The following is an 18,290-nucleotide window of genomic DNA, read 5'->3' as shown; positions in this document are numbered from 1 at the left end:
TGTTCTACGCGTGTTCTTGTTTTGTGTCAACAATGCCGGGTTAAAGGCGTACAACGTCCACCCATTCGCCTGCCTTGACCGGCCCGTCATGTGGCGGACGAACGATCAGCGCGTCGGCCTTCGAAAGGATGGAAAGCAAGGAACTGTCCTGACGATCAAATGCCTGCACCCATGCGCCATCGGTGGTGGCGCGCATATAGTGCTCGCGCGGGCCATTGGGTGTCAGGTCTTTTGCAAGCTTCATCGAAACACGCGGGGCGGCGGCTTCGCCCAACCCCAGCATCTTGCGCAGCAGCGGAAGCAGAAACAGATGCCCACAGACCATCGAGGATACAGGGTTTCCCGGCAGGCCCAGCATGGCCGACTGCCCAAGGCGACCCGCCATCAAAGGTTTGCCGGGGCGCATCGCGATCTTATAGAAGGCGCGTTCCATTCCCATCTGGGCGGCGACCTCTCCTACAAGATCGTGGTCACCGACCGACGCGCCACCGATGGTCACGACCACATCTGCACCCTCGGTGAGTTCAAGAACCTTCGTCAATGAGGCCACGTTGTCCCGCGCAATGGGAAGCATTCTGACCTCGGCACCGGCGCGTTCGCACAGCGCTTTCAGTCCAAAGTTGTTGGACGCGATGATCTGGTCGGGGCCGGGTGTTTCGCCAGGCATCACCAGCTCATCCCCGGTTGCGATGATTGCGACGATGGGCTTCCGACGCACAGGAACACGGTCGATGTTCATAGAGGCCAACAGAGCAACCAGTTCCGGACTTAACAAACTGGGTGAGCTGATCGTGTCACCGACCCTGAAATCTCCGCCAGCGGGGCGAATGTTGCCGTTATCGTCGCTTTCAGAGTTCACCAGAGTGATCCGGTCGCCGACGGCCGAAACGTCTTCCTGAATTACAACGTGATCCGCGCCTTCGGGCACCGGGGCGCCGGTGAAGATGCGGACGGTCTGACCTGCCGATACTGTGCCGTCAAATCCTGAGCCTGCGGCCGCTTCCCCGATCAGGGTCAGTGTTTTGCCATCGACCCGGTCTTCGCGCCGGATCGCATAGCCATCCATGGCCGAGGCGCTGAAGGGTGGTTGGTCGCGCTTGGCCGAGACGTCCTCTGCCAAAACCCGGCCCGCGGCATTGCGCAGGGGGACTTCTTCGACCTCGGTCGGGTCGACGAGGGCAAAGACCTTGGCCAGGGCCTCGTCGACAGAGATCATTCGTTGGCCTCGTATCGGCCCGACTTGCCGCCGTCTTTCATCCGCAGCGAAATATCGGAAATGACCATGCTTTTCTCGACCGCTTTCACCATGTCGTAAAGGGTCAGGGCGGCGACCGAAACAGCAGTCAAAGCTTCCATCTCGACGCCGGTCTGGCCGGTGGTTTTTACCGTCGCTTCGATCTGTACGCCGGGCAGCGAAGGATCAGGGGTCAGCTCTACTGCGACCTTGGTGATCGGCAGAGGGTGACACAGCGGGATCAGGTCGGCGGTTTTCTTGGCGCCCATGATCCCAGCCAGACGGGCAACACCCAGCACGTCACCTTTCTTGGCGCGACCTTCGGTGATCATCGCAAGCGTGTCGGCCGTCATTTTGACGGACCCGGCGGCAATTGCTACGCGGCTTGTCACGTCCTTCTCGGACACGTCCACCATATGGGCATCGCCCTTACCATCGAAATGAGTCAGTTCCGACATCAGGCGGCTCCTTTCACGGGGTTGGCCAGAAGATTACGAGTGGCACTTGCCACGTCTGCCTGCCGCATCAGGCTTTCGCCGATCAGGAAGGTGCGAGCGTTGACCTCGGCCATGCTGGCAAGGTCCTCAGGCGTGAACAGTCCGCTTTCGCAGACCACCAGACGATCCGAGGACACTTTCGGCGCAAGGGTACGCGTGGTGTCCAACGTGGTCTCAAACGTGTTCAGGTTCCGGTTGTTGATGCCCATCAGCGGCGATTTCAACTGGCTGGCGCGCTCTAGCTCTTCGGCGTCGTGGACCTCTAGCAGTACGTCCATGCCCCAGCCAAAGGCGGCGTCTTCCAGCTCTGCCGCTTGGGTATCTGAGACCGACGCCATGATGATCAGGATACAGTCAGCACCCCATGCGCGGGCCTCGGCCACCTGATAGGTGTCGTACATGAAATCCTTCCGCAGGGCGGGCAGGCTAACGGCGTTGCGGGCTTCGGTCAGAAACTCTGGCGCGCCTTGAAACGACGGGGTGTCAGTCAGAACGGACAGACAGGTTGCGCCGCCAGCTTCATATGCCTTGGCCAGCTCTGGCGGATTGAAATCTTCACGGATCAGACCTTTTGAAGGGCTGGCCTTTTTGATTTCGGCGATCAGGCCATAGCCGTCCTTGGAGGCCTTGATCAGAGCATTCGCAAAACCCCGGGTCGGGCTTGCGGCCTTTGCCTCTGCCTCGATTTCGGCCAGTGGTTTCGCGGCCTTCGCGGCGCCGACCTCTTCCAGCTTGTAGGCTTTGATTTTGTCCAGAATGGTTGCGCTCATGATGTGCCGGTCCAGTCGATTGGTGTGTCCCCTCTTGCGATAAGCCACTCGTTCACCCGTGAAAAGGGGCGAGAGCCGAAAAATCCGCGTCTGGCAGAAAGAGGCGAGGGATGGGCGGTTTCAATACGCAAATGGTCGGGGTTGTGCAGATGCGCCCCAAGCTTTTGCGCGTGCTTGCCCCAAAGGAGGCAGGCGCGAGGATGATCGTCGAGACGTTGCAGAACCTGCTCGACAAGCGTCGACCAGCCAAGTTTGGCATGAGCACCGGCTTCGCCCGCCGGGACGGTCAGCGCGGTGTTCAGCAGCAGTACCCCTTGGTCGGCCCAAGGGCGCAGGTCGCCGTTGGAAGGCTGAAACGCCAGATCGTCGGCCAATTCCTTGAAGATGTTGTTCAGGGATCGGGGCAGGGGGCGAACGTCGGGTTCTACCGAAAAGGCCAGACCGTGTGCATGACCCGGGGTTGGGTAGGGGTCCTGACCAAGGATGATGGCTTTGACAGCGTCTGGCTGGGTGCGTTCAAGCGCCGCGAAAACCTGCGCCGAGGGTGGCAGGATTGTTCGGCTGTCCGTTGCCAGTGCCGAAGCAATGGATGGCAACGCGTCATCGAAGAACGGAAGCGACGACCAGTCGCCAAGGCGCGACAGGTCGAATTGCATCAGTGACCTGCTGTCATCTCTGCCAAAGCGGTGATGCGGGCCATCGCCTCGCCGCTGTCGATGGCTTCTTCCGCCATTGCGACACCGTCTTTCAGGTTATCAACCTTGTCGGCAAGTTGCAGGGCGGCTGCCGCGTTCAACAGGACGCAGTCGCGATAAGCCCCTTTGTCCCCGGAAAGAACGGACCTTAGGGCGGCCCCGTTTTCCTCGGCCGTGCCGCCTTTGATTTCTTCGAACGGGTAGACGGGAAGGCCAGCCTCTTCTGGGTGAAGCTCTAGCTCTGTCACCGATCCGTTCTCCAGTGCGGCGACATAGCTGATGCCAGTGATGGTGATCTCATCCGTTCCATCCGAGCCGTGCACCAGCCACGCTTTTTCTGAACCCAGCTTGCCCAGAACCTCTGCCATCGGGCGAATGAAATCCCGCGAGAAGGCACCTGTCAGCTGGCGTTTCACGCCTGCGGGGTTGGTCAGGGGGCCAAGGATGTTGAACACGGTGCGCGTGCCCAGTTCGATGCGCGACGGCATGACGTGGCGGATAGAGGGGTGATGCATCGGGGCCATCATGAAACCGACGCCAATCTCTCGTAACGCCTCTTCGACGACATCAGCGCCGACCATGACGTTCACGCCCATCTGGCCAAGCGCATCTGCGGCGCCAGACAGAGAAGACGCTGCCTTGTTGCCGTGCTTGGCGACGGGTACGCCGCAGGCTGCCACGGTGAAGATAGTCGCGGTCGAAATATTCAGGGTCTTTTTGCCGGAGCCACCCGTGCCGACGATGTCAATCGCACCTGCTGGTGCTTTGACCGGAACACAATTGCGGCGCATGGCCGTTGCTGCACCGGCGATCTCATCCACGGTCTCACCGCGGGTCCGCAGGGCCATCAGAAGGCCGCCAATCTGACTTGGTGTCGCTTCGCCCGAGAAAAGGATGTCGAAGGCTTTCTCGGCCTCTTGGCCGGTCAGGGCGCGTTCGGCCGCCGCACCGATCAGGGGTTTCAGCGCGTCGCTCATGCCATTGCCTTCACTTTGGCCAGATTGAGGAAGTTCTGAAGCATCTTGTGCCCGTGTTCAGAGCGAATGGATTCAGGGTGGAACTGAACGCCGTGGATCGGCAGTTCCTTGTGGTGCAATCCCATGATCATGCCGCTGTCCAGCCAGCTGTTGACCTCTAGGCAATCGGGCAGGCTTTCGCGCTCTACCGTCAAAGAGTGATAGCGGGTGGCCTCGAACGGCGAGGGCAGGCCAGCGAAGACGCCAGTCCCGTCATGATGCATCGTTCCCATCTTGCCGTGCACAATCTCGCCTGCGCGAACGACCTTCCCACCAAAGGCCTCGCCGATGGTCTGGTGGCCTAAGCAGACGCCCATCAGGGGTGTTCGGGTCTCTGCCGCTGCTTTCGTGAGCGCAAGGCAAATACCCGCCTGCGACGGGTCACAAGGGCCGGGCGAAAGCAGGATCGCCTCGGGTTTCAGCGCCATGGCCTGCTGTACATCCAAAGAGTCGTTACGCTCGACGCGCACATCCGCACCCAACTCGCCCAGGTAATGAACTAGGTTGTAGGTAAAACTGTCGTAGTTATCGATCAGCAGCAGCATCTTTTGCGCCTTTCGTGAATTAGGGGTGACCCGCTGGCCTTGGTCGCGGTATACATGTTCAGAGCATCGCCATGGGGTCAAGGGCAGACAGCCCAATCCGGTGGTAAGAGAACCAGCTAAAAGCGGTAATTTGACGGAGGCAAATGATGGGCAAAGGTTTCCTTGGCGGAGTGATCATGGGATTAATCGTCTCGTTGTGCTTTTTGCTGATTATTTCATCTGTTTCGCCACTTCGCACTATTACGAGAGCGCCAGCTCCAGCCAGTGACGCAAGCCCGCTTCCTGTTCAGGGGCAGGCAGAGACGCTTACGGCGCAGTCTGTAACGGTTGAACCAGCTGAAGATCCTGAACCGACGCCAGAGCGTTCGACTGGGGTCCAATCAACTGTCGAACTAGGGACCGGGTCGGCCTTTGGTCAGCCTGAAGCGGAGCCAGAGATCACCATTGAGCCAGCGCAGCTTCCCGAAGCTGATGATGAGGCGCCTTTAGCGAACACCGAAAGCGTGGCGGTCCCGACCGTGAACGATGCGGTCGAAGAACAATCCGAAGGTGGTGCGCCTTCGGTTGAAGCAGCGCCTGGCAACACCTTGACCAACGAGCCAGCCTTACCCAGCCCCGCCGTTCCCGCACCGCAAGCACCGCCTGCACCCGAATCTCCAGTGGTGCTGCCAGATGTGACTGATCTTGTTGTTGCCACACCGGCGCCTGCCGCTTCGGAACCGGTGGAAGCCGAAGCAGAGAGCGCACCGGAAGCGGAAACCCCTGTAGAAGAATCACCGGCATCAGAGGAAGAGCAAAGCGCCGCGCCACAAGAGGCTGAAGAGCCGAAGGTTGCCGTCAATCGTCTGCCGTCTGTTGGGGCCGAAGCGGAGCCAGAAGCAACGGAAGAAGCAGAGCCAGTTGTAGCAGAGGTGTTCACCCGGGCACTGGATGCGAATGCTGAAGAGTTCGAGATCGCTGCCGATATTCCCCTTTTGGCGGTCGTTCTTCGCGATGTCGGACAAGGTGGGGTTGCTTTGCCTGCTTGGAAAGACGTTCGTATGCCGATCACCTTCGCGGTTGATCCAACTCAGGAAGGTGCTGCAGAACAAGCGCAGGCCTATCGCGACGCCGGTTATGAAGTCGTGCTATTGGCGACGGAATTGCCGTCAACTGGTGTCTCGGGGGATGTCGCGGGAACAGTCGCTGAATACATGGCCAAAGTTCCATCCACAGTGGCACTGATGCCGGAAATGGAGAAAACCATTTCGCGTCCGGTCATGCGTCAATTGGTCGAGGCTGCGGCGACAACCGGGCATGGCTTGGTGACATCGGGCAAAGGTCTTGTCCGACCAGAGCAACTGGCCGAGGGCACCAACGTGCCTGTCGTTTCCGTGTCGCGCGTGCTGGACGCAGAGGGCGACGACGCCGCCAAGCAGCGTTTTGCGTTGAACAAGGCTGTATTCGACGCTTCGCAAAACGGCGCTGCCGTTGTCTATGCACACACCCATCCGTGGACCTATGTCACGTTGTTGGAGTGGGCGCTAAGCGGTAGCACCTCCAGCGGTGTTCAGGCTGTTCCGTTGTCTGCCGTACTGAAGGCCGTGGAGTAGACCGAAGTCAGCGATTAGCTATTGCCGCTGCGGGCAAACAGGCCCGCATCTTCAGCGGCTTTGCGGATCGCTTTGGACTTGTTCACCGTCTCTTGGAACTCCGCCTCGGGGTCGCTGTCATAGACGACGCCGCCACCGGCTTGGATGTACAGCTTTTGATCCTTGATCACAGCGGTCCGCAAGGCGATGCACATATCCATGTCGCCATCGGCGCTGAAATAGCCCACACCGCCGCCATAGACGCCGCGCTTTTCGGGTTCCAATTCGTCGATGATCTCCATCGCGCGCACTTTCGGCGCTCCCGAAACGGTGCCTGCGGGCAGGCCCGCCAGCAAGGCCGATAGCGCGTCCTGGTCGTCGCGAATTTCGCCGACCACATTCGATACGATATGCATCACGTGGCTATAACGCTCGATGATGAACTCTTCGGTCGGACGAACCGTGCCAATTTTGGCAACGCGGCCAACATCGTTGCGGCCAAGGTCCAGCAGCATCAGATGCTCTGCCAGTTCCTTTTTGTCGGCCAGCAGGTCCGCTTCCAATGCGCGATCTTCTTCCGGAGTCTTCCCACGCGGACGGGTGCCTGCGATTGGACGGATGGTGACCTCTTCTTCGCGCAGGCGGACAAGGATTTCCGGGCTTGCGCCGACGACTTGGTAACCGCCGAAGTTGAAGAAGAACATAAAGGGCGACGGGTTGGTCCGGCGCAACGAGCGATAAAGCGCGAAAGGCGGAAGCGGGAAGTCCTGTGTCCATCGCTGAGCCGGAACAACCTGAAAAATGTCCCCGGCGCGGATGTATTCCTTGGCCTTCTCCACCGCGGCCAGATAGCCCTTTTTGGTGAAGTTCGAGACGGCTTCGTTGGTCTGAGATATCTCGCCCAGATCGCGGCTGGCGTCCGGAATGGCCCGCTCCAGATCACGCAGCGCGTCCATGACACGTTCTGCCGCCTGATTGTATGCGGCGCGTGCGGACAAGCCGCTGTTGGCCCATGCGGGTGACACCAAGGTAACTTCGCCCTTAACCCCATCCAGAACCGCAACAACGGTTGGGCGCATCAGCACCGCGTCAGGCAGGCCAAGCGGGTCGGGGTTTACGTCTGGAAGGTGCTCGACCAGACGGATCATGTCGTAGCCAAGATAGCCAAACAGGCCAGCCGCAACGGCAGGCAGGTCGTCGGGCATCTCGATCCGGCATTCGGCCAGAAGCGCCCGCAGGGTGTCCAACGGATGGCCCTCTAGCGGTTCAAACGCCTCGGCATCAACGCGTGCCTGACGGTTGATCCGGCTTTCTTCCCCATGACACTGCCAGATCAGGTCCGGCTTCATTCCAACAATCGAATAACGGCCACGCGTTTCACCACCGGTGACCGATTCCAGCATGAAGCTGTCTTTGCGTGCCTCGGCCAGTTTCAGCATCAGGCTGACCGGCGTATCAAGGTCCGCGGCCAGGCGGGCATAGACCAATTGGGTCTTTCCCTCGTCAAAGCCTTCTTGAAACTCTGCGAAGGATGGTGTCAGGGTGGCCATGTTAAACCTATTGCACGAATTGTGTGTGGACCGCTTCGATCGCGGCCTGGTTCAGGCTAAGCTCTGCGTCGTTCAGCAGCGACTGCGAGAACATCGAGAACAGGTCTTGCGTCAGCGACTGCGCGCTTTGCTGTTCCCACAGCTGACGAAGCAGCGCGGTCGAGGTGTCTTCGGTGTCCGGCGGCAGGATCTCTTTAAGTTGAACGACGTAAACCTGATCGCCGTCTGCCTTGATCAGGATGTTACCGATCTCGGCCGCAAACAGATCTTCCGAAAGGATCAGCGGCGACACGCCAGAGCGGGTCAGACCTTCGAAAAGCTCAACCGGGTAGCCCACAGAGATAGCGTTCTCTCCGGCTTCCAGCTTAGCTTTGATTGCAATCGCTTCTTCCTGAAGCAAGCGTACGGTTTCTTCGCGGGTCCAGCCTTCGATGGCTTCGTCACGCACGTCTTGCAGCGGCTGCAGGTTTGGCGGGGCGATTCCGTTCAGGCGAGCCGCGAAAATGCCACCGTCTTCAAGGTCGGCTAGCTCGGGGAAATCACTTTCACGCAGTTCGACGGCCGTTTCGCGGAAGTTGTTATAAGCGGCGATTCCATCGGTCACACCCTCGTGGAAGGCGATTTGACCAAGCTCCATATCGGTGTCTTTGGCCAGCTCTTCCAAGGTGGCGCCAGCGGCGAGCTGGTCGTCGATTTCCAGTGTCATGTCCGCAATGATACGGGTGGCCTGATCCAGAGAAACCTCTAGCGACAGGTCGCTGCGGGCGTCTTCAAAAGTGACTTCCTGAGCGGCCAGAACGGCGTTCATGCGGAAGATGGCCGGGCCGAAATCGCTGGCATGGGGGCCGGTTGTGCCGGGCTCTGCCATTCCGAAGACTGCCGAAGCGGCGGCGCCAAGGTCATCGACCCCGACATCACCCAGATCGACGTCGCCCAGTTCCAGACCACGTTCAGTGACCAGATCGTCAAAGCTGGCTTCGCCGCTTTCAAGGCGCGCGGCCGCATCGTCGGCAGCGGCCTGATCCGGGAAGACCAGTCGTTCGACAAGGCGGCGCTCCGGCTGAACGAACTCATCGATGCGCTGATCATAGAGTTCGCGCAGAAGGGTTTCGTCGACTTCAACCTGATCCACGATCATGTCAGGCGTGATCCACACATAGGTGATTTCACGCGCCTCGGGCACAGTGAAAGCAGCGGCGTTTTCCTCGTAGTAGGTTTGCAGCTCTGCATCGGTGGGTTCAGAGATTTCGCTCGACAGGTTATCGGCGGTCAGCGTGAACAGGTTATAGCTGCGGCGGGCCGACATATAGTTGAACATTGCGTCCACAGACTGAACCGAATGGGGCACGCCAGAGGCAACAGCGGATTGCAGAATGCTACGCGCGGTGTCGGTGCGGATTTGTTCTTCGAACTCGGACTCGCTAAGGCCGATCTGCTCTAGCGAGAAACGATAGCTTTCGCGGTCGAACTGCCCGTCGATGCCCTGAAATGCGGGGTATGCCAGCACCTGACGGCGGACTTCCTCGTCGCCGATGGACAGGCCCATGCCGGTCACGGTGTTGTCCAGCGCGGCTTCTGCAATCAGTTGCGAGCGCACGACGGCCGGCAGGCCGATGTTCTGGGCTTCAATGAAGCTGAGCGATTGCTCTGTTTCAGCCTCGCGTGCGCGGATCGCAGACTGCAGGGCCAGCCCGTAATCGGTGACGGTGATTTCTTCGTCACCAACAGTCGCGATGGCCGTGTTCGCGCCACCAAAGTTCGTGGCACCAAAGCCTGCAAGGCCCACGATCAGCAGAACCAGAAGGACGCCCGAGGCCATTTTCCCAAGGCTGTTTTTCTTTTCGCCAGACATACGCAGGTCCTTAGTTTGAATTCAGTGCAAGTTGTGTAGAGCCAAGCGCAAGTAGCCGCAAGCGCTTGGCGACCGTCTTGGATCAGTCGCTACCGCGATAGGGCTCGACATATTGCAGGGCCATATCCCAAGGGAAGAAAATCCACGTGTCCTGGCTAACGCCGGTGATGAACGTATCGACCTGCGGCTCGCCCTTTGGTTTGGCATAGACGGTTGCGAAATGGGCGTTCGGATAAAGCTCGCGCACCAGTTCCAGCGTCTTACCGCTGTCGACTAGATCGTCGATCACAAGAACACCGCGGCCATCGCCGATCATTTCGGGGTCGGGGGCTTTCAGCACCTTGGCTTCGGACTGGTCTTGGTGGCTATAGGATTTGACCGAAATGGTGTCGATCACGCGGATATCCAGTTCTCGGGCCACGATCATGGCCGGTGCCATGCCGCCACGGGTGATCGCAACGATGGCCTTCCATTCGCCATTATCCGGGCCGCGCCCGTCCAGCCGCCAAGCAAGCGCACGGCTATCTCGGTGCACCTGATCCCAGCTTACGTGAAAACCTTTCTCGTGTGGCAGACGTTCGGACATGAGTGACTCTCTTCTTATAAGCAGTTTTTCGCAGGTCAGAGATAAGCTGTCTGGCCGGGGGTGGCAATCGTCAAGCGTCATGCGCATGTATAGGAAAACAAAAAGGGCAGGGTATATGCGTCTTCTTCGCAGGGCTATTTTGGGGCTCGCGGTGTTCAGTGCGGTCGGGGCGATCGCCATGATCTCTTTCCGTGACCGTTCGCCGGTCATTGATCTGCCGAAACGCCCGATTGCAGAAATCCGTGCTGAGCAGCGACCAATTCTGACGTCTGCATTGGCCGAGGCAGGGTTGGAGTTTGGCTCTGATCTGTATCTGCGCCTGTTTAAGGAAGAAGCCGAGCTAGAGGTATGGGTGCGCAACGGCGAGACCTATGACCTGTTCAAGACCTATCCGATCTGCCGCTACTCTGGTGGGCTTGGCCCGAAGCTAAGAGAAGGGGACCGGCAAGCGCCCGAAGGGTTCTATCAAGTGCGCCAGGACAGCCTGAACCCTTGGTCGTCCTATCATCTGTCCTTCAATCTGGGCTTTCCAAACGCGTTTGACCGCGCGCATGGGCGCACGGGGTCGTTTCTGATGGTGCATGGGGCCTGCGTTTCAATCGGGTGCTACGCGATGACCGATCCGGCGATTGAAGAGATCTATGTGATGGTCGAAGCCGCGCTGCGAGCAGGGCAGGACCATGTCCCTGTTCATGCCTTTCCGTTCCGAATGACAGAGAGGCGCCTGGCCAAGGCTGAAGGGCACCGGTGGCATGGGTTTTGGTCTGAAATCGCAGAGGCTTACCAAGCTTTCGAGACCAAAAAGAAAGTGCCGCAGGTCGAGATGACCGGGCGGCACTATCAAATTGCGGGCGGCTAGTCGCCGCCCAAATCTATTCTTATTTGCGCCCGGTGACGGCGTCGATATCCGGGGCGTCGACGGCTTTCATGCCGACCACGTGGTAACCAGCATCGACGTGCAGGTTCTCACCCGTGACGCCAGAACCCAGATCGGACAGCAGGTAGAGCGCCGATTTGCCGACCTCGTCCTGTGTCACGTTGCGGCGCAGGGGCGAGTTCAGCTCGTTCCACTTCAGGATATAGCGGAAATCGCCGATGCCGCTGGCGGCAAGTGTTTTGATCGGGCCAGCCGAGATCGCGTTTACGCGGATGCCGTCTTTGCCAAGATCCTCTGCCAGATATTTGACCGAAGCTTCCAGTGCGGCTTTCGCCACGCCCATAACGTTGTAATGGGGCATAACCTGTTCTGCGCCATAATACGTCAGTGTCAGGCAGGAGCCGCCGTCGGTCATCAGCTTTTCAGCGCGCTGCACAACGGCTGTGAAAGAGTAGACCGAGATGTCCATGGTCATCTGGAAGTTCTCGGCGCTGGTGTCGACATAGCGGCCGCGCAGTTCAGACTTGTCCGAGAAGCCGATCGCGTGGACAACAAAATCCAGTTTGCCCCACTTGGCTTCGAGTTCGGCGAACAGGGCGTCCATGGACTCGGTGTTGGTCACGTCGCATTCGATCACCAGATCAGAGCCCAGTTGCGCCGCCAGCGGTCCAACCCGCTTTCGCAACGCATCCCCTTGGTACGAGAAAGCCAGCTCAGCGCCCGCGTCAGCACAGGCTTTGGCGATGCCCCAAGCGATGGATTTGTCGTTGGCCAGACCCATGATCAGGCCGCGTTTTCCTTGCATCAGGTTGCTTGACATCTTTCATCCCTAGAGCATGTTTTCATTGAGATCGGGTTTAGGTGATCTGACACCTTGCTTCAAGAGTGAAGCAATCTGCGCGCGAAGTAGCGACCGGAAATCGCCTGACCCACAACAAGCACTACTCAAGAGGCCTCTATGTCGGACAGAACAGGGATATTCGCAGGGGAAGACCCCTTTATGATCGCGCAAAGCTGGTTAAGCGAGGCCGAGGCTTCAGAGGTCAATGACCCCAATGCAATGGCGCTTTCGACCGTTGATGCGGACGGCCGACCTAACGTGCGAATGGTCCTTTTGAAGAGCATTGAACCGGACTGTTTCGTTTTTTACACTAATTATGGTAGCGTTAAAGCTACGGAAATAGAGGACTCTGGCTTTGCTTCCTTTGTGTTACACTGGAAGTCGCTTAGACGGCAGCTTCGTGTCCGTGGTCGCGTCACGCGAGAAGAAGGGCCAATGGCCGATGCTTATTACAAGTCGCGGTCATTAAAGAGTAGGTTAGGGGCATGGGCCTCGGACCAGTCAAAGCCGCTGGCATCGCGGGCCAGTTTGATGGCCAAGGTGGCACAGGTCACCTTGGAAAAAGGGACAGATCCGGATCGGCCGCCATTCTGGGGTGGATATCGAATCGAACCCTTTGAGATAGAATTTTGGGCAGACGGAGCCTTTCGGTTGCACGACAGGTTTCGGTGGACGCGAAAAGAAGTTGGGGACGCTTGGAATATCGAGCGGCTAAACCCCTGAATACTAATAAATTTAATGGGTTGTAAGGCGTTCTTCTCAAAAGGATAGCTTGAAAGCCCGGTCGTGACAGTCATTTTGAGCGCAAGGGATATGCGCAGCGTAAGGTGTTTTAGCGTTGGACGACCCCATGGATAATAGCACCACCTCGGTACATGGCCGTGTGAAGTGGTTCGATCCGACAAAGGGCTTCGGGTTTGTGGTAGCTGACAGCGGAGGCCCCGATATCCTTCTGCATGCCAATGTCTTGCGCAACTTCGGTCAAAGCTCTGTCGCGGATGATTCCGGGATAGACATCGAGGTTCAGAAGACCGACCGCGGTGTTCAGGCGACACGGGTCTTGCACATTGACCCGCCTGAACCTGCCGATCAATCTCCACTGGCTGAAATCACGGATGGGCACTTTGCCGACGACGACTCACTACCGCTGGAACCGGCGCGGGTGAAGTGGTTCGATAAAGCCAAAGGATTCGGGTTTGCGAATATTTTCGGTGATGACGATGACATTTTCGTGCATGTTGAGGTCTTGCGCCGTTCGGGTCTGGCTGATTTGCAACCGGGCGAGGCTGTGTGCCTGCGCGTTGTTGATGGTAAAAGAGGCCGGATGGCCACGGTGGTGAAACCATGGGAAAGCGCGTTGGATCGATCTTCGGGCAGTTAGCCTTTCTTTTTCCTCTAATTGCAGGCCTTTCGACACCCGCGTTTGCCGGGTGCAGCCCGTCTGTCGTCACGATCAAAGGTGACTTTGGGAAAGCGCGCTTCAACATCGAAGTTGCCGATGATGAGGATGAGCGGGCACAGGGGCTGATGTTTCGCGAGTCGCTGCCGAACGCCGCTGGTATGTTGTTCGTCTATGAAAGTCCCCGATCCGTCGCATTCTGGATGCGGAACACGCTGATCCCGCTGGATATGCTTTTCGTCGATTCGACTGGGACAATTGCGCGAATCCATGAAAACGCCATCCCGCTGGACGAAACACCGATTCCCGGCGGGGACAACATCTTAGCCGTGCTTGAGATCAACGGAGGGCTGTCTCGCCGGTTGGGTCTGGAAGTAGGCGATGTGTTGCGTCACGAGGCCTTTGACCAGCGCAGCGCAGTTTGGCCTTGCGGAAAATAAGGGTATTTCCGTCTGAGGCACGTCAAAATGGATCTTTCTCTGCGCACTTAAAATAGAGCCTTTTCTTTCTCTCCTTTGCAGGATAGGACTGCGGCCGAAGTCGGGGCGTAGCGCAGCCTGGTAGCGCGACGGTTTTGGGTACCGTAGGTCGCAAGTTCGAATCTTGCCGTCCCGACCATTTCCAAGAAATAGGCGAATTCCCTCTCTGCAGCGCAGAAGGAATTCATCCTATTTCTCAAGGTTCTACGCTAAGTCTATATATTGTGTGCGAAAATCTCGCTGGCCACTAATTGGTGTATTTTTAGGCAATGATTTAGTGAATCACTTTACGATTCGGTTCGGTTCAAAAACCACTTCCGGTCAACAGAATTTTCCCGCCGAAATGTGAAATTTTTTCGTTGACCAGCTATGGGTGGATACGTCAGTTTGTAGGGGTTCGCGGCTCAACCACAAGATATAGTGAGAGCGGCTGCAGCAGGGATAAGATTACCAAGATCTAGCTCGTCTGAGTGGGGCGAGTCTGTGTCTCGCGTGAGATTCACGCGATCGGTGTCGTTTAGTCTCTGCGTATCAAGGGAATTTAGCCGAGGGGAAACCTCGCGGTGACAAGAAACGATTAACGACGGGGCACGTCATGAAGTTTGAACGCAATTTCACGAAAAGCAAAACCGGCGCATACGGTGCTTTGGAATTTACTGAAACCTCGTCAGAGATTCGTAATCCCGACGGCACGATTGTGTTCAGCCTTCCCAACCTCGAGGTTCCGACATCGTGGAGCCAGGTTGCCTCGGACGTGATCGCACAAAAGTATTTCCGTAAGGCAGGGGTCCCGGCGCGCCTCAAGAAAGTTCGTGAGAAAGGCGTGCCGGAGTTCCTGTGGCGGTCGGTCCCGGATGAGAAAGCTCTGGAAGAGCTGCCAGAGGACGAGCGTTTCGGTGGCGAAACCTCTGCCAAACAAGTTTTCGACCGTTTGGCAGGTGCTTGGGCGTATTGGGGCTGGAAAGGCGGATACTTTTCGACCGAAGAAGACGCGCGCGTCTACTTTGATGAAATGCGTTACATGCTGGCCACGCAGCGTGCCGCACCGAACTCTCCGCAGTGGTTCAACACCGGTCTGCACTGGGCATACGGCATCGATGGCCCCTCGCAGGGTCACTATTACGTCGACTACAAGACCGGCAAACTGACCAAGTCGAAATCGTCCTATGAGCACCCGCAGCCCCACGCGTGTTTCATTCAGTCGGTGAAAGACGATCTGGTTGGCGACGGCGGCATTATGGATCTGTGGGTCCGTGAAGCGCGTCTGTTCAAATACGGGTCGGGCACCGGCACTAACTTCTCCAGCTTGCGCGCCGATGGCGAGGCGCTGTCGGGCGGTGGTAAATCCTCGGGCCTGATGGGCTTCCTGAAGATCGGTGACCGTGCAGCGGGCGCCATTAAATCGGGCGGCACCACACGCCGTGCGGCGAAGATGGTGATCTGTGATGCAGACCACCCCGATATCGAAGAATTCATCACCTGGAAGGTGAAAGAAGAGCAGAAAGTGGCAAGCCTTGTCGCTGGTTCCAAGATGCACGAAGCGCGTCTGAACGACATCTTCGGCGCGATCCGCGAATGGGATGGCTCTAGCGAAGATGCGGTGGATCCGTCTAAGAACGAGTCTCTGAAAGCCGCAATCCGTTCAGCCAAAAAGGTCGCGATCCCAGAGACTTACGTGAAGCGCGTTCTGGATTATGCCAAGCAGGGCTATGACAGCATCGAATTCCCGACCTACGACACCGACTGGGATTCGGAAGCCTATGGTACCGTTGCTGGCCAGAACTCGAACAACTCGATCCGCGTGACCGACGCATTCCTTCAGGCTGTTCGTGATGACAGCGACTGGGAACTTCTGCGCCGGACTGACGGAACCGTTGCCAAGACCATCAAGGCCCGCGATCTGTGGGAACAGGTTGGCCACGCCGCATGGGCCTGTGCCGACCCGGGCATCCAGTACCACGACACCGTCAACGCATGGCACACCTGCCCGGAAGATGGCGAAATTCGCGGCTCGAACCCGTGTTCGGAGTACATGTTCCTTGACGACACGGCTTGTAACCTGGCGTCGATGAACCTGTTGACCTTCTATAACGACGGCCAGTTCAACGCGGACGACTATATCTACGCGACCCGCCTGTGGATGCTGACGCTGGAAATCTCGGTGATGATGGCCCAGTTCCCCAGCCAAGAGATTGCGCAGCTGTCCTATGACTTCCGTACAACCGGTCTTGGCTATGCCAACATTGGCGGCCTCTTGATGAACATGGGGCTGGGCTATGACAGCGACGAGGGCCGTGCCCTGACCGGTGCCTTGACCGCGATCATGACCGGCGTCTGCTATGAAACCTCGGCCGAGATCGCCGCAGAGCTGGGTCCGTTCCCAAGCTATGCCCGTAACTCGAAGCACATGCTGCGCGTGATGCGGAACCACCGCAACGCGGCCTATGGAAACACCGAAGGGTATGAAGATCTGGCCGTGAAGCCAGTACCGTTGGATCACGCGAATTGCCCGGATAAGCGTCTGGTACGCTTGGCAAAACTGGCTTGGGACAACGCGCTGGAGCTGGGTGAAAAGTGGGGCTATCGCAACGCGCAATCCACCGTAATCGCGCCGACCGGCACCATTGGTCTGGTCATGGACTGCGACACCACCGGGATCGAACCTGACTTCGCGCTGGTGAAGTTCAAGAAGCTGGCCGGTGGCGGTTACTTCAAGATCATCAACCGCTCGGTTCCCGCGGCACTTGAGAAGCTGGGTTATGGCTCGGCCCAGATCGAAGAGATCATCTCTTACGCTGTGGGTCATGGCACCTTGGGCAACGCCCCGGTGATCAACCACACCTCGCTGGTGGGTCATGGGTTCGGACAAGTGCAGCTGGACAAGATCGAAGCCGCACTGCCGACTGCGTTCGACATTCGCTTCGTCTTCAACCAGTGGACCCTGGGTGAAGAGTTCTGCGCCGGCACCCTGGGCATCCCGACCGAGAAGCTGAACGACCCGTCGTTCGACCTTCTGCGTCACTTGGGCTTCTCGAAAGCCGATATTGACGCGGCCAACGACCACGTTTGCGGCACCATGACGCTGGAAGGCGCGCCGTTCCTGAAGGAAGAGCACCTGAACGTCTTCGACTGCGCGAATGCGTGCGGCAAGAAAGGTAAGCGCTTCCTGTCCGTGGACAGCCACATCACCATGATGGCTGCAGCGCAGTCGTTCATCTCGGGTGCGATCTCGAAAACGATCAACATGCCGAACGATGCAACGATCGAGGACTGCCAGAAGGCCTACGAACTGTCTTGGTCGCTTGGCATCAAGGCGAACGCGCTGTACCGCGACGGCTCGAAACTGTCGCAGCCGCTCGCCGCTGCCCTGATCGAAGACGATGAAGAGGCGGAAGAGATCCTTGAAAGCGGCTCGACGCAGGAAAAGGCCGCTGTTCTGGCCGAGAAGATCGTCGAGAAGGTGGTGATCAAAGAGATCATCAAGTCCGAGCGTGAAAAGCTGCCGGAACGTCGCCGTGGTTACACCCAGAAAGCCATCGTTGGTGGGCACAAAGTCTATCTGCGGACCGGTGAATACCGTGACGGTAAGCTGGGCGAAATCTTCATCGACATGCACAAGGAAGGCGCTGGCTTCCGTGCGATGATGAACAACTTTGCCATCGCCGTGTCGGTCGGCCTGCAATATGGTGTTCCGCTGGAAGAGTTCGTCGAAGCCTTCACCTTCACCCGGTTTGAACCCGCGGGCATGGTTCAGGGCAACGACAGCGTGAAAAACGCGACCTCGATCCTGGACTACATCTTCCGCGAGCTGGCGATCAGCTATCTGGATCGCACCGATCTGGCGCATGTGAAGCCTGGCGGCCAGCACTTCGACGACCTTGGTCGCGGTGAGGAAGAGGGCAAGCGCAACTTCACCGAAGTACCGGAAAGCGCAGGTTCCAGCCCGATCGACGTGCTGAAGCAAGTGGCGTCCAGCGGCTATCTGCGGAACCGCGTCCCGCAAGAACTGGTGGTTCTGCAGGGTGGGGCGTCCAGTACTGCTGCGCTGAACACGGCCACCGATCCGGTCGCCTCTGTGCAGGCTGTGGTGACAGAAACCAAAGTCGAAACCGCTGTTGGTGCCGTCACCATGGACGAACGGGTCAAGGCGAAGATGCAGGGTTACGAAGGCGATCCGTGCGGCGACTGCGGTAACTACACGCTGGTTCGCAACGGCACCTGCATGAAATGCAATACCTGCGGAGCAACATCTGGTTGTTCCTAAGGGTCACCGGGGCGGGTGCGCTCGCCCCTGACGCGGATAAGGTCGCAGGCAAAAAATCACCGAGCGGTATCTAATATTGAACCTTATCAGCGAAACTTAGGGGGGCTTCGGCCC

Annotated in this window: 16 protein-coding genes and 1 tRNA gene; 7 read left to right on the top strand and 10 right to left on the bottom strand. The window is 58.2% G+C overall.

Annotated elements, in window-relative coordinates:
* Positions 1-40 precede the first annotated feature (40 nt).
* Genes CLM58_RS13625 through CLM58_RS13600 form a run of 6 tightly spaced genes read right to left on the bottom strand, consistent with a single transcriptional unit; the run spans position 41 to position 4,757 of the window.
* Positions 41-1,216, bottom strand: a complete 1,176-nt coding sequence (locus tag CLM58_RS13625; protein ID WP_095596437.1) for a molybdopterin molybdotransferase MoeA — start codon at positions 1,214-1,216, stop codon at positions 41-43.
* Positions 1,213-1,692 carry a cyclic pyranopterin monophosphate synthase MoaC gene (gene moaC, locus CLM58_RS13620; RefSeq protein WP_095596436.1) on the bottom strand — a complete coding sequence of 160 codons (480 nt, stop codon included), beginning with the start codon at positions 1,690-1,692 and terminating at the stop codon, positions 1,213-1,215. Before moaC ends, CLM58_RS13625 begins: the two co-directional genes overlap by 4 nt.
* Positions 1,692-2,501: an indole-3-glycerol phosphate synthase TrpC gene (gene trpC / locus CLM58_RS13615; RefSeq protein WP_095596435.1), complete on the bottom strand. Its 810-nt coding sequence runs from the start codon at positions 2,499-2,501 to the stop codon at positions 1,692-1,694. Before trpC ends, moaC begins: the two co-directional genes overlap by 1 nt.
* Positions 2,498-3,157 carry a uracil-DNA glycosylase gene (locus tag CLM58_RS13610; RefSeq protein WP_095596434.1) on the bottom strand — a complete coding sequence of 220 codons (660 nt, stop codon included), beginning with the start codon at positions 3,155-3,157 and terminating at the stop codon, positions 2,498-2,500. The genes trpC and CLM58_RS13610 overlap by 4 nt, the downstream gene beginning before the upstream one ends.
* Entirely contained in the window at positions 3,157-4,173 is a 1,017-nt protein-coding gene (trpD, locus tag CLM58_RS13605; RefSeq protein ID WP_095596433.1) for an anthranilate phosphoribosyltransferase, read from the bottom strand. The genes CLM58_RS13610 and trpD overlap by 1 nt, the downstream gene beginning before the upstream one ends.
* Positions 4,170-4,757, bottom strand: a complete 588-nt coding sequence (locus CLM58_RS13600) for an anthranilate synthase component II (RefSeq protein WP_095596432.1) — start codon at positions 4,755-4,757, stop codon at positions 4,170-4,172. Before CLM58_RS13600 ends, trpD begins: the two co-directional genes overlap by 4 nt.
* Before the next feature lie 146 nt (positions 4,758-4,903).
* Here CLM58_RS13600 and CLM58_RS13595 point away from each other — a divergent pair, with 146 nt between their 5' ends.
* Positions 4,904-6,349, top strand: a complete 1,446-nt coding sequence (locus CLM58_RS13595) for a divergent polysaccharide deacetylase family protein (protein ID WP_158221913.1) — start codon at positions 4,904-4,906, stop codon at positions 6,347-6,349.
* Positions 6,350-6,363: 14 nt separating this feature from the next.
* On the opposite strand, the gene trpE is transcribed toward CLM58_RS13595, so the two are convergent.
* From trpE to gpt, 3 genes are all read right to left on the bottom strand, one after another.
* Positions 6,364-7,878, bottom strand: a complete 1,515-nt coding sequence (gene trpE, locus CLM58_RS13590) for an anthranilate synthase component I (protein WP_095596430.1) — start codon at positions 7,876-7,878, stop codon at positions 6,364-6,366.
* A 7-nt stretch (positions 7,879-7,885) separates the two neighbouring features.
* Positions 7,886-9,730 (bottom strand): peptidyl-prolyl cis-trans isomerase, encoded by a 1,845-nt coding sequence (locus CLM58_RS13585; RefSeq protein ID WP_095596429.1) that lies wholly within the window; start codon positions 9,728-9,730, stop codon positions 7,886-7,888.
* 82 nt (positions 9,731-9,812) lie between these two features.
* Positions 9,813-10,316 (bottom strand): xanthine phosphoribosyltransferase, encoded by a 504-nt coding sequence (gpt, locus tag CLM58_RS13580; protein ID WP_095596428.1) that lies wholly within the window; start codon positions 10,314-10,316, stop codon positions 9,813-9,815.
* Positions 10,317-10,431: 115 nt separating this feature from the next.
* Between gpt and CLM58_RS13575 the strand changes: the two genes are divergently transcribed.
* Positions 10,432-11,175 (top strand): L,D-transpeptidase family protein, encoded by a 744-nt coding sequence (locus CLM58_RS13575; protein WP_095596427.1) that lies wholly within the window; start codon positions 10,432-10,434, stop codon positions 11,173-11,175.
* A 19-nt stretch (positions 11,176-11,194) separates the two neighbouring features.
* On the opposite strand, the gene fabI is transcribed toward CLM58_RS13575, so the two are convergent.
* Positions 11,195-12,013: an enoyl-ACP reductase FabI gene (gene fabI / locus CLM58_RS13570; protein WP_095596426.1), complete on the bottom strand. Its 819-nt coding sequence runs from the start codon at positions 12,011-12,013 to the stop codon at positions 11,195-11,197.
* Positions 12,014-12,151: 138 nt separating this feature from the next.
* Here fabI and pdxH point away from each other — a divergent pair, with 138 nt between their 5' ends.
* From pdxH to CLM58_RS13545, 5 genes are all read left to right on the top strand, one after another.
* Positions 12,152-12,757, top strand: coding sequence for a pyridoxamine 5'-phosphate oxidase (gene pdxH / locus CLM58_RS13565; protein WP_095596425.1), 606 nt, complete (start codon positions 12,152-12,154; stop codon positions 12,755-12,757).
* Positions 12,758-12,884: 127 nt separating this feature from the next.
* Entirely contained in the window at positions 12,885-13,415 is a 531-nt protein-coding gene (locus tag CLM58_RS13560) for a cold-shock protein (RefSeq protein ID WP_095596424.1), read from the top strand.
* Positions 13,379-13,873: a DUF192 domain-containing protein gene (locus tag CLM58_RS13555; protein ID WP_095596423.1), complete on the top strand. Its 495-nt coding sequence runs from the start codon at positions 13,379-13,381 to the stop codon at positions 13,871-13,873. The genes CLM58_RS13560 and CLM58_RS13555 overlap by 37 nt, the downstream gene beginning before the upstream one ends.
* 101 nt (positions 13,874-13,974) lie before the next feature.
* Positions 13,975-14,051 (top strand) — tRNA-Pro (locus CLM58_RS13550).
* A gap of 456 nt (positions 14,052-14,507) precedes the next feature.
* On the top strand, positions 14,508-18,176 hold the full coding sequence (locus tag CLM58_RS13545; RefSeq protein ID WP_095596422.1) for a vitamin B12-dependent ribonucleotide reductase: 3,669 nt from the start codon (positions 14,508-14,510) through the stop codon (positions 18,174-18,176).
* Positions 18,177-18,290: the final 114 nt, after the last annotated feature.

Origin of the sequence: Actibacterium pelagium (assembly GCF_002285415.1) — a bacterium.
GTDB classification, from domain to species: Bacteria; Pseudomonadota; Alphaproteobacteria; order Rhodobacterales; family Rhodobacteraceae; genus Actibacterium_B; species Actibacterium_B pelagium.
Note: the sequence above shows the minus strand (reverse complement) of the source record. Positions and strands in the feature narration are given on the sequence as shown.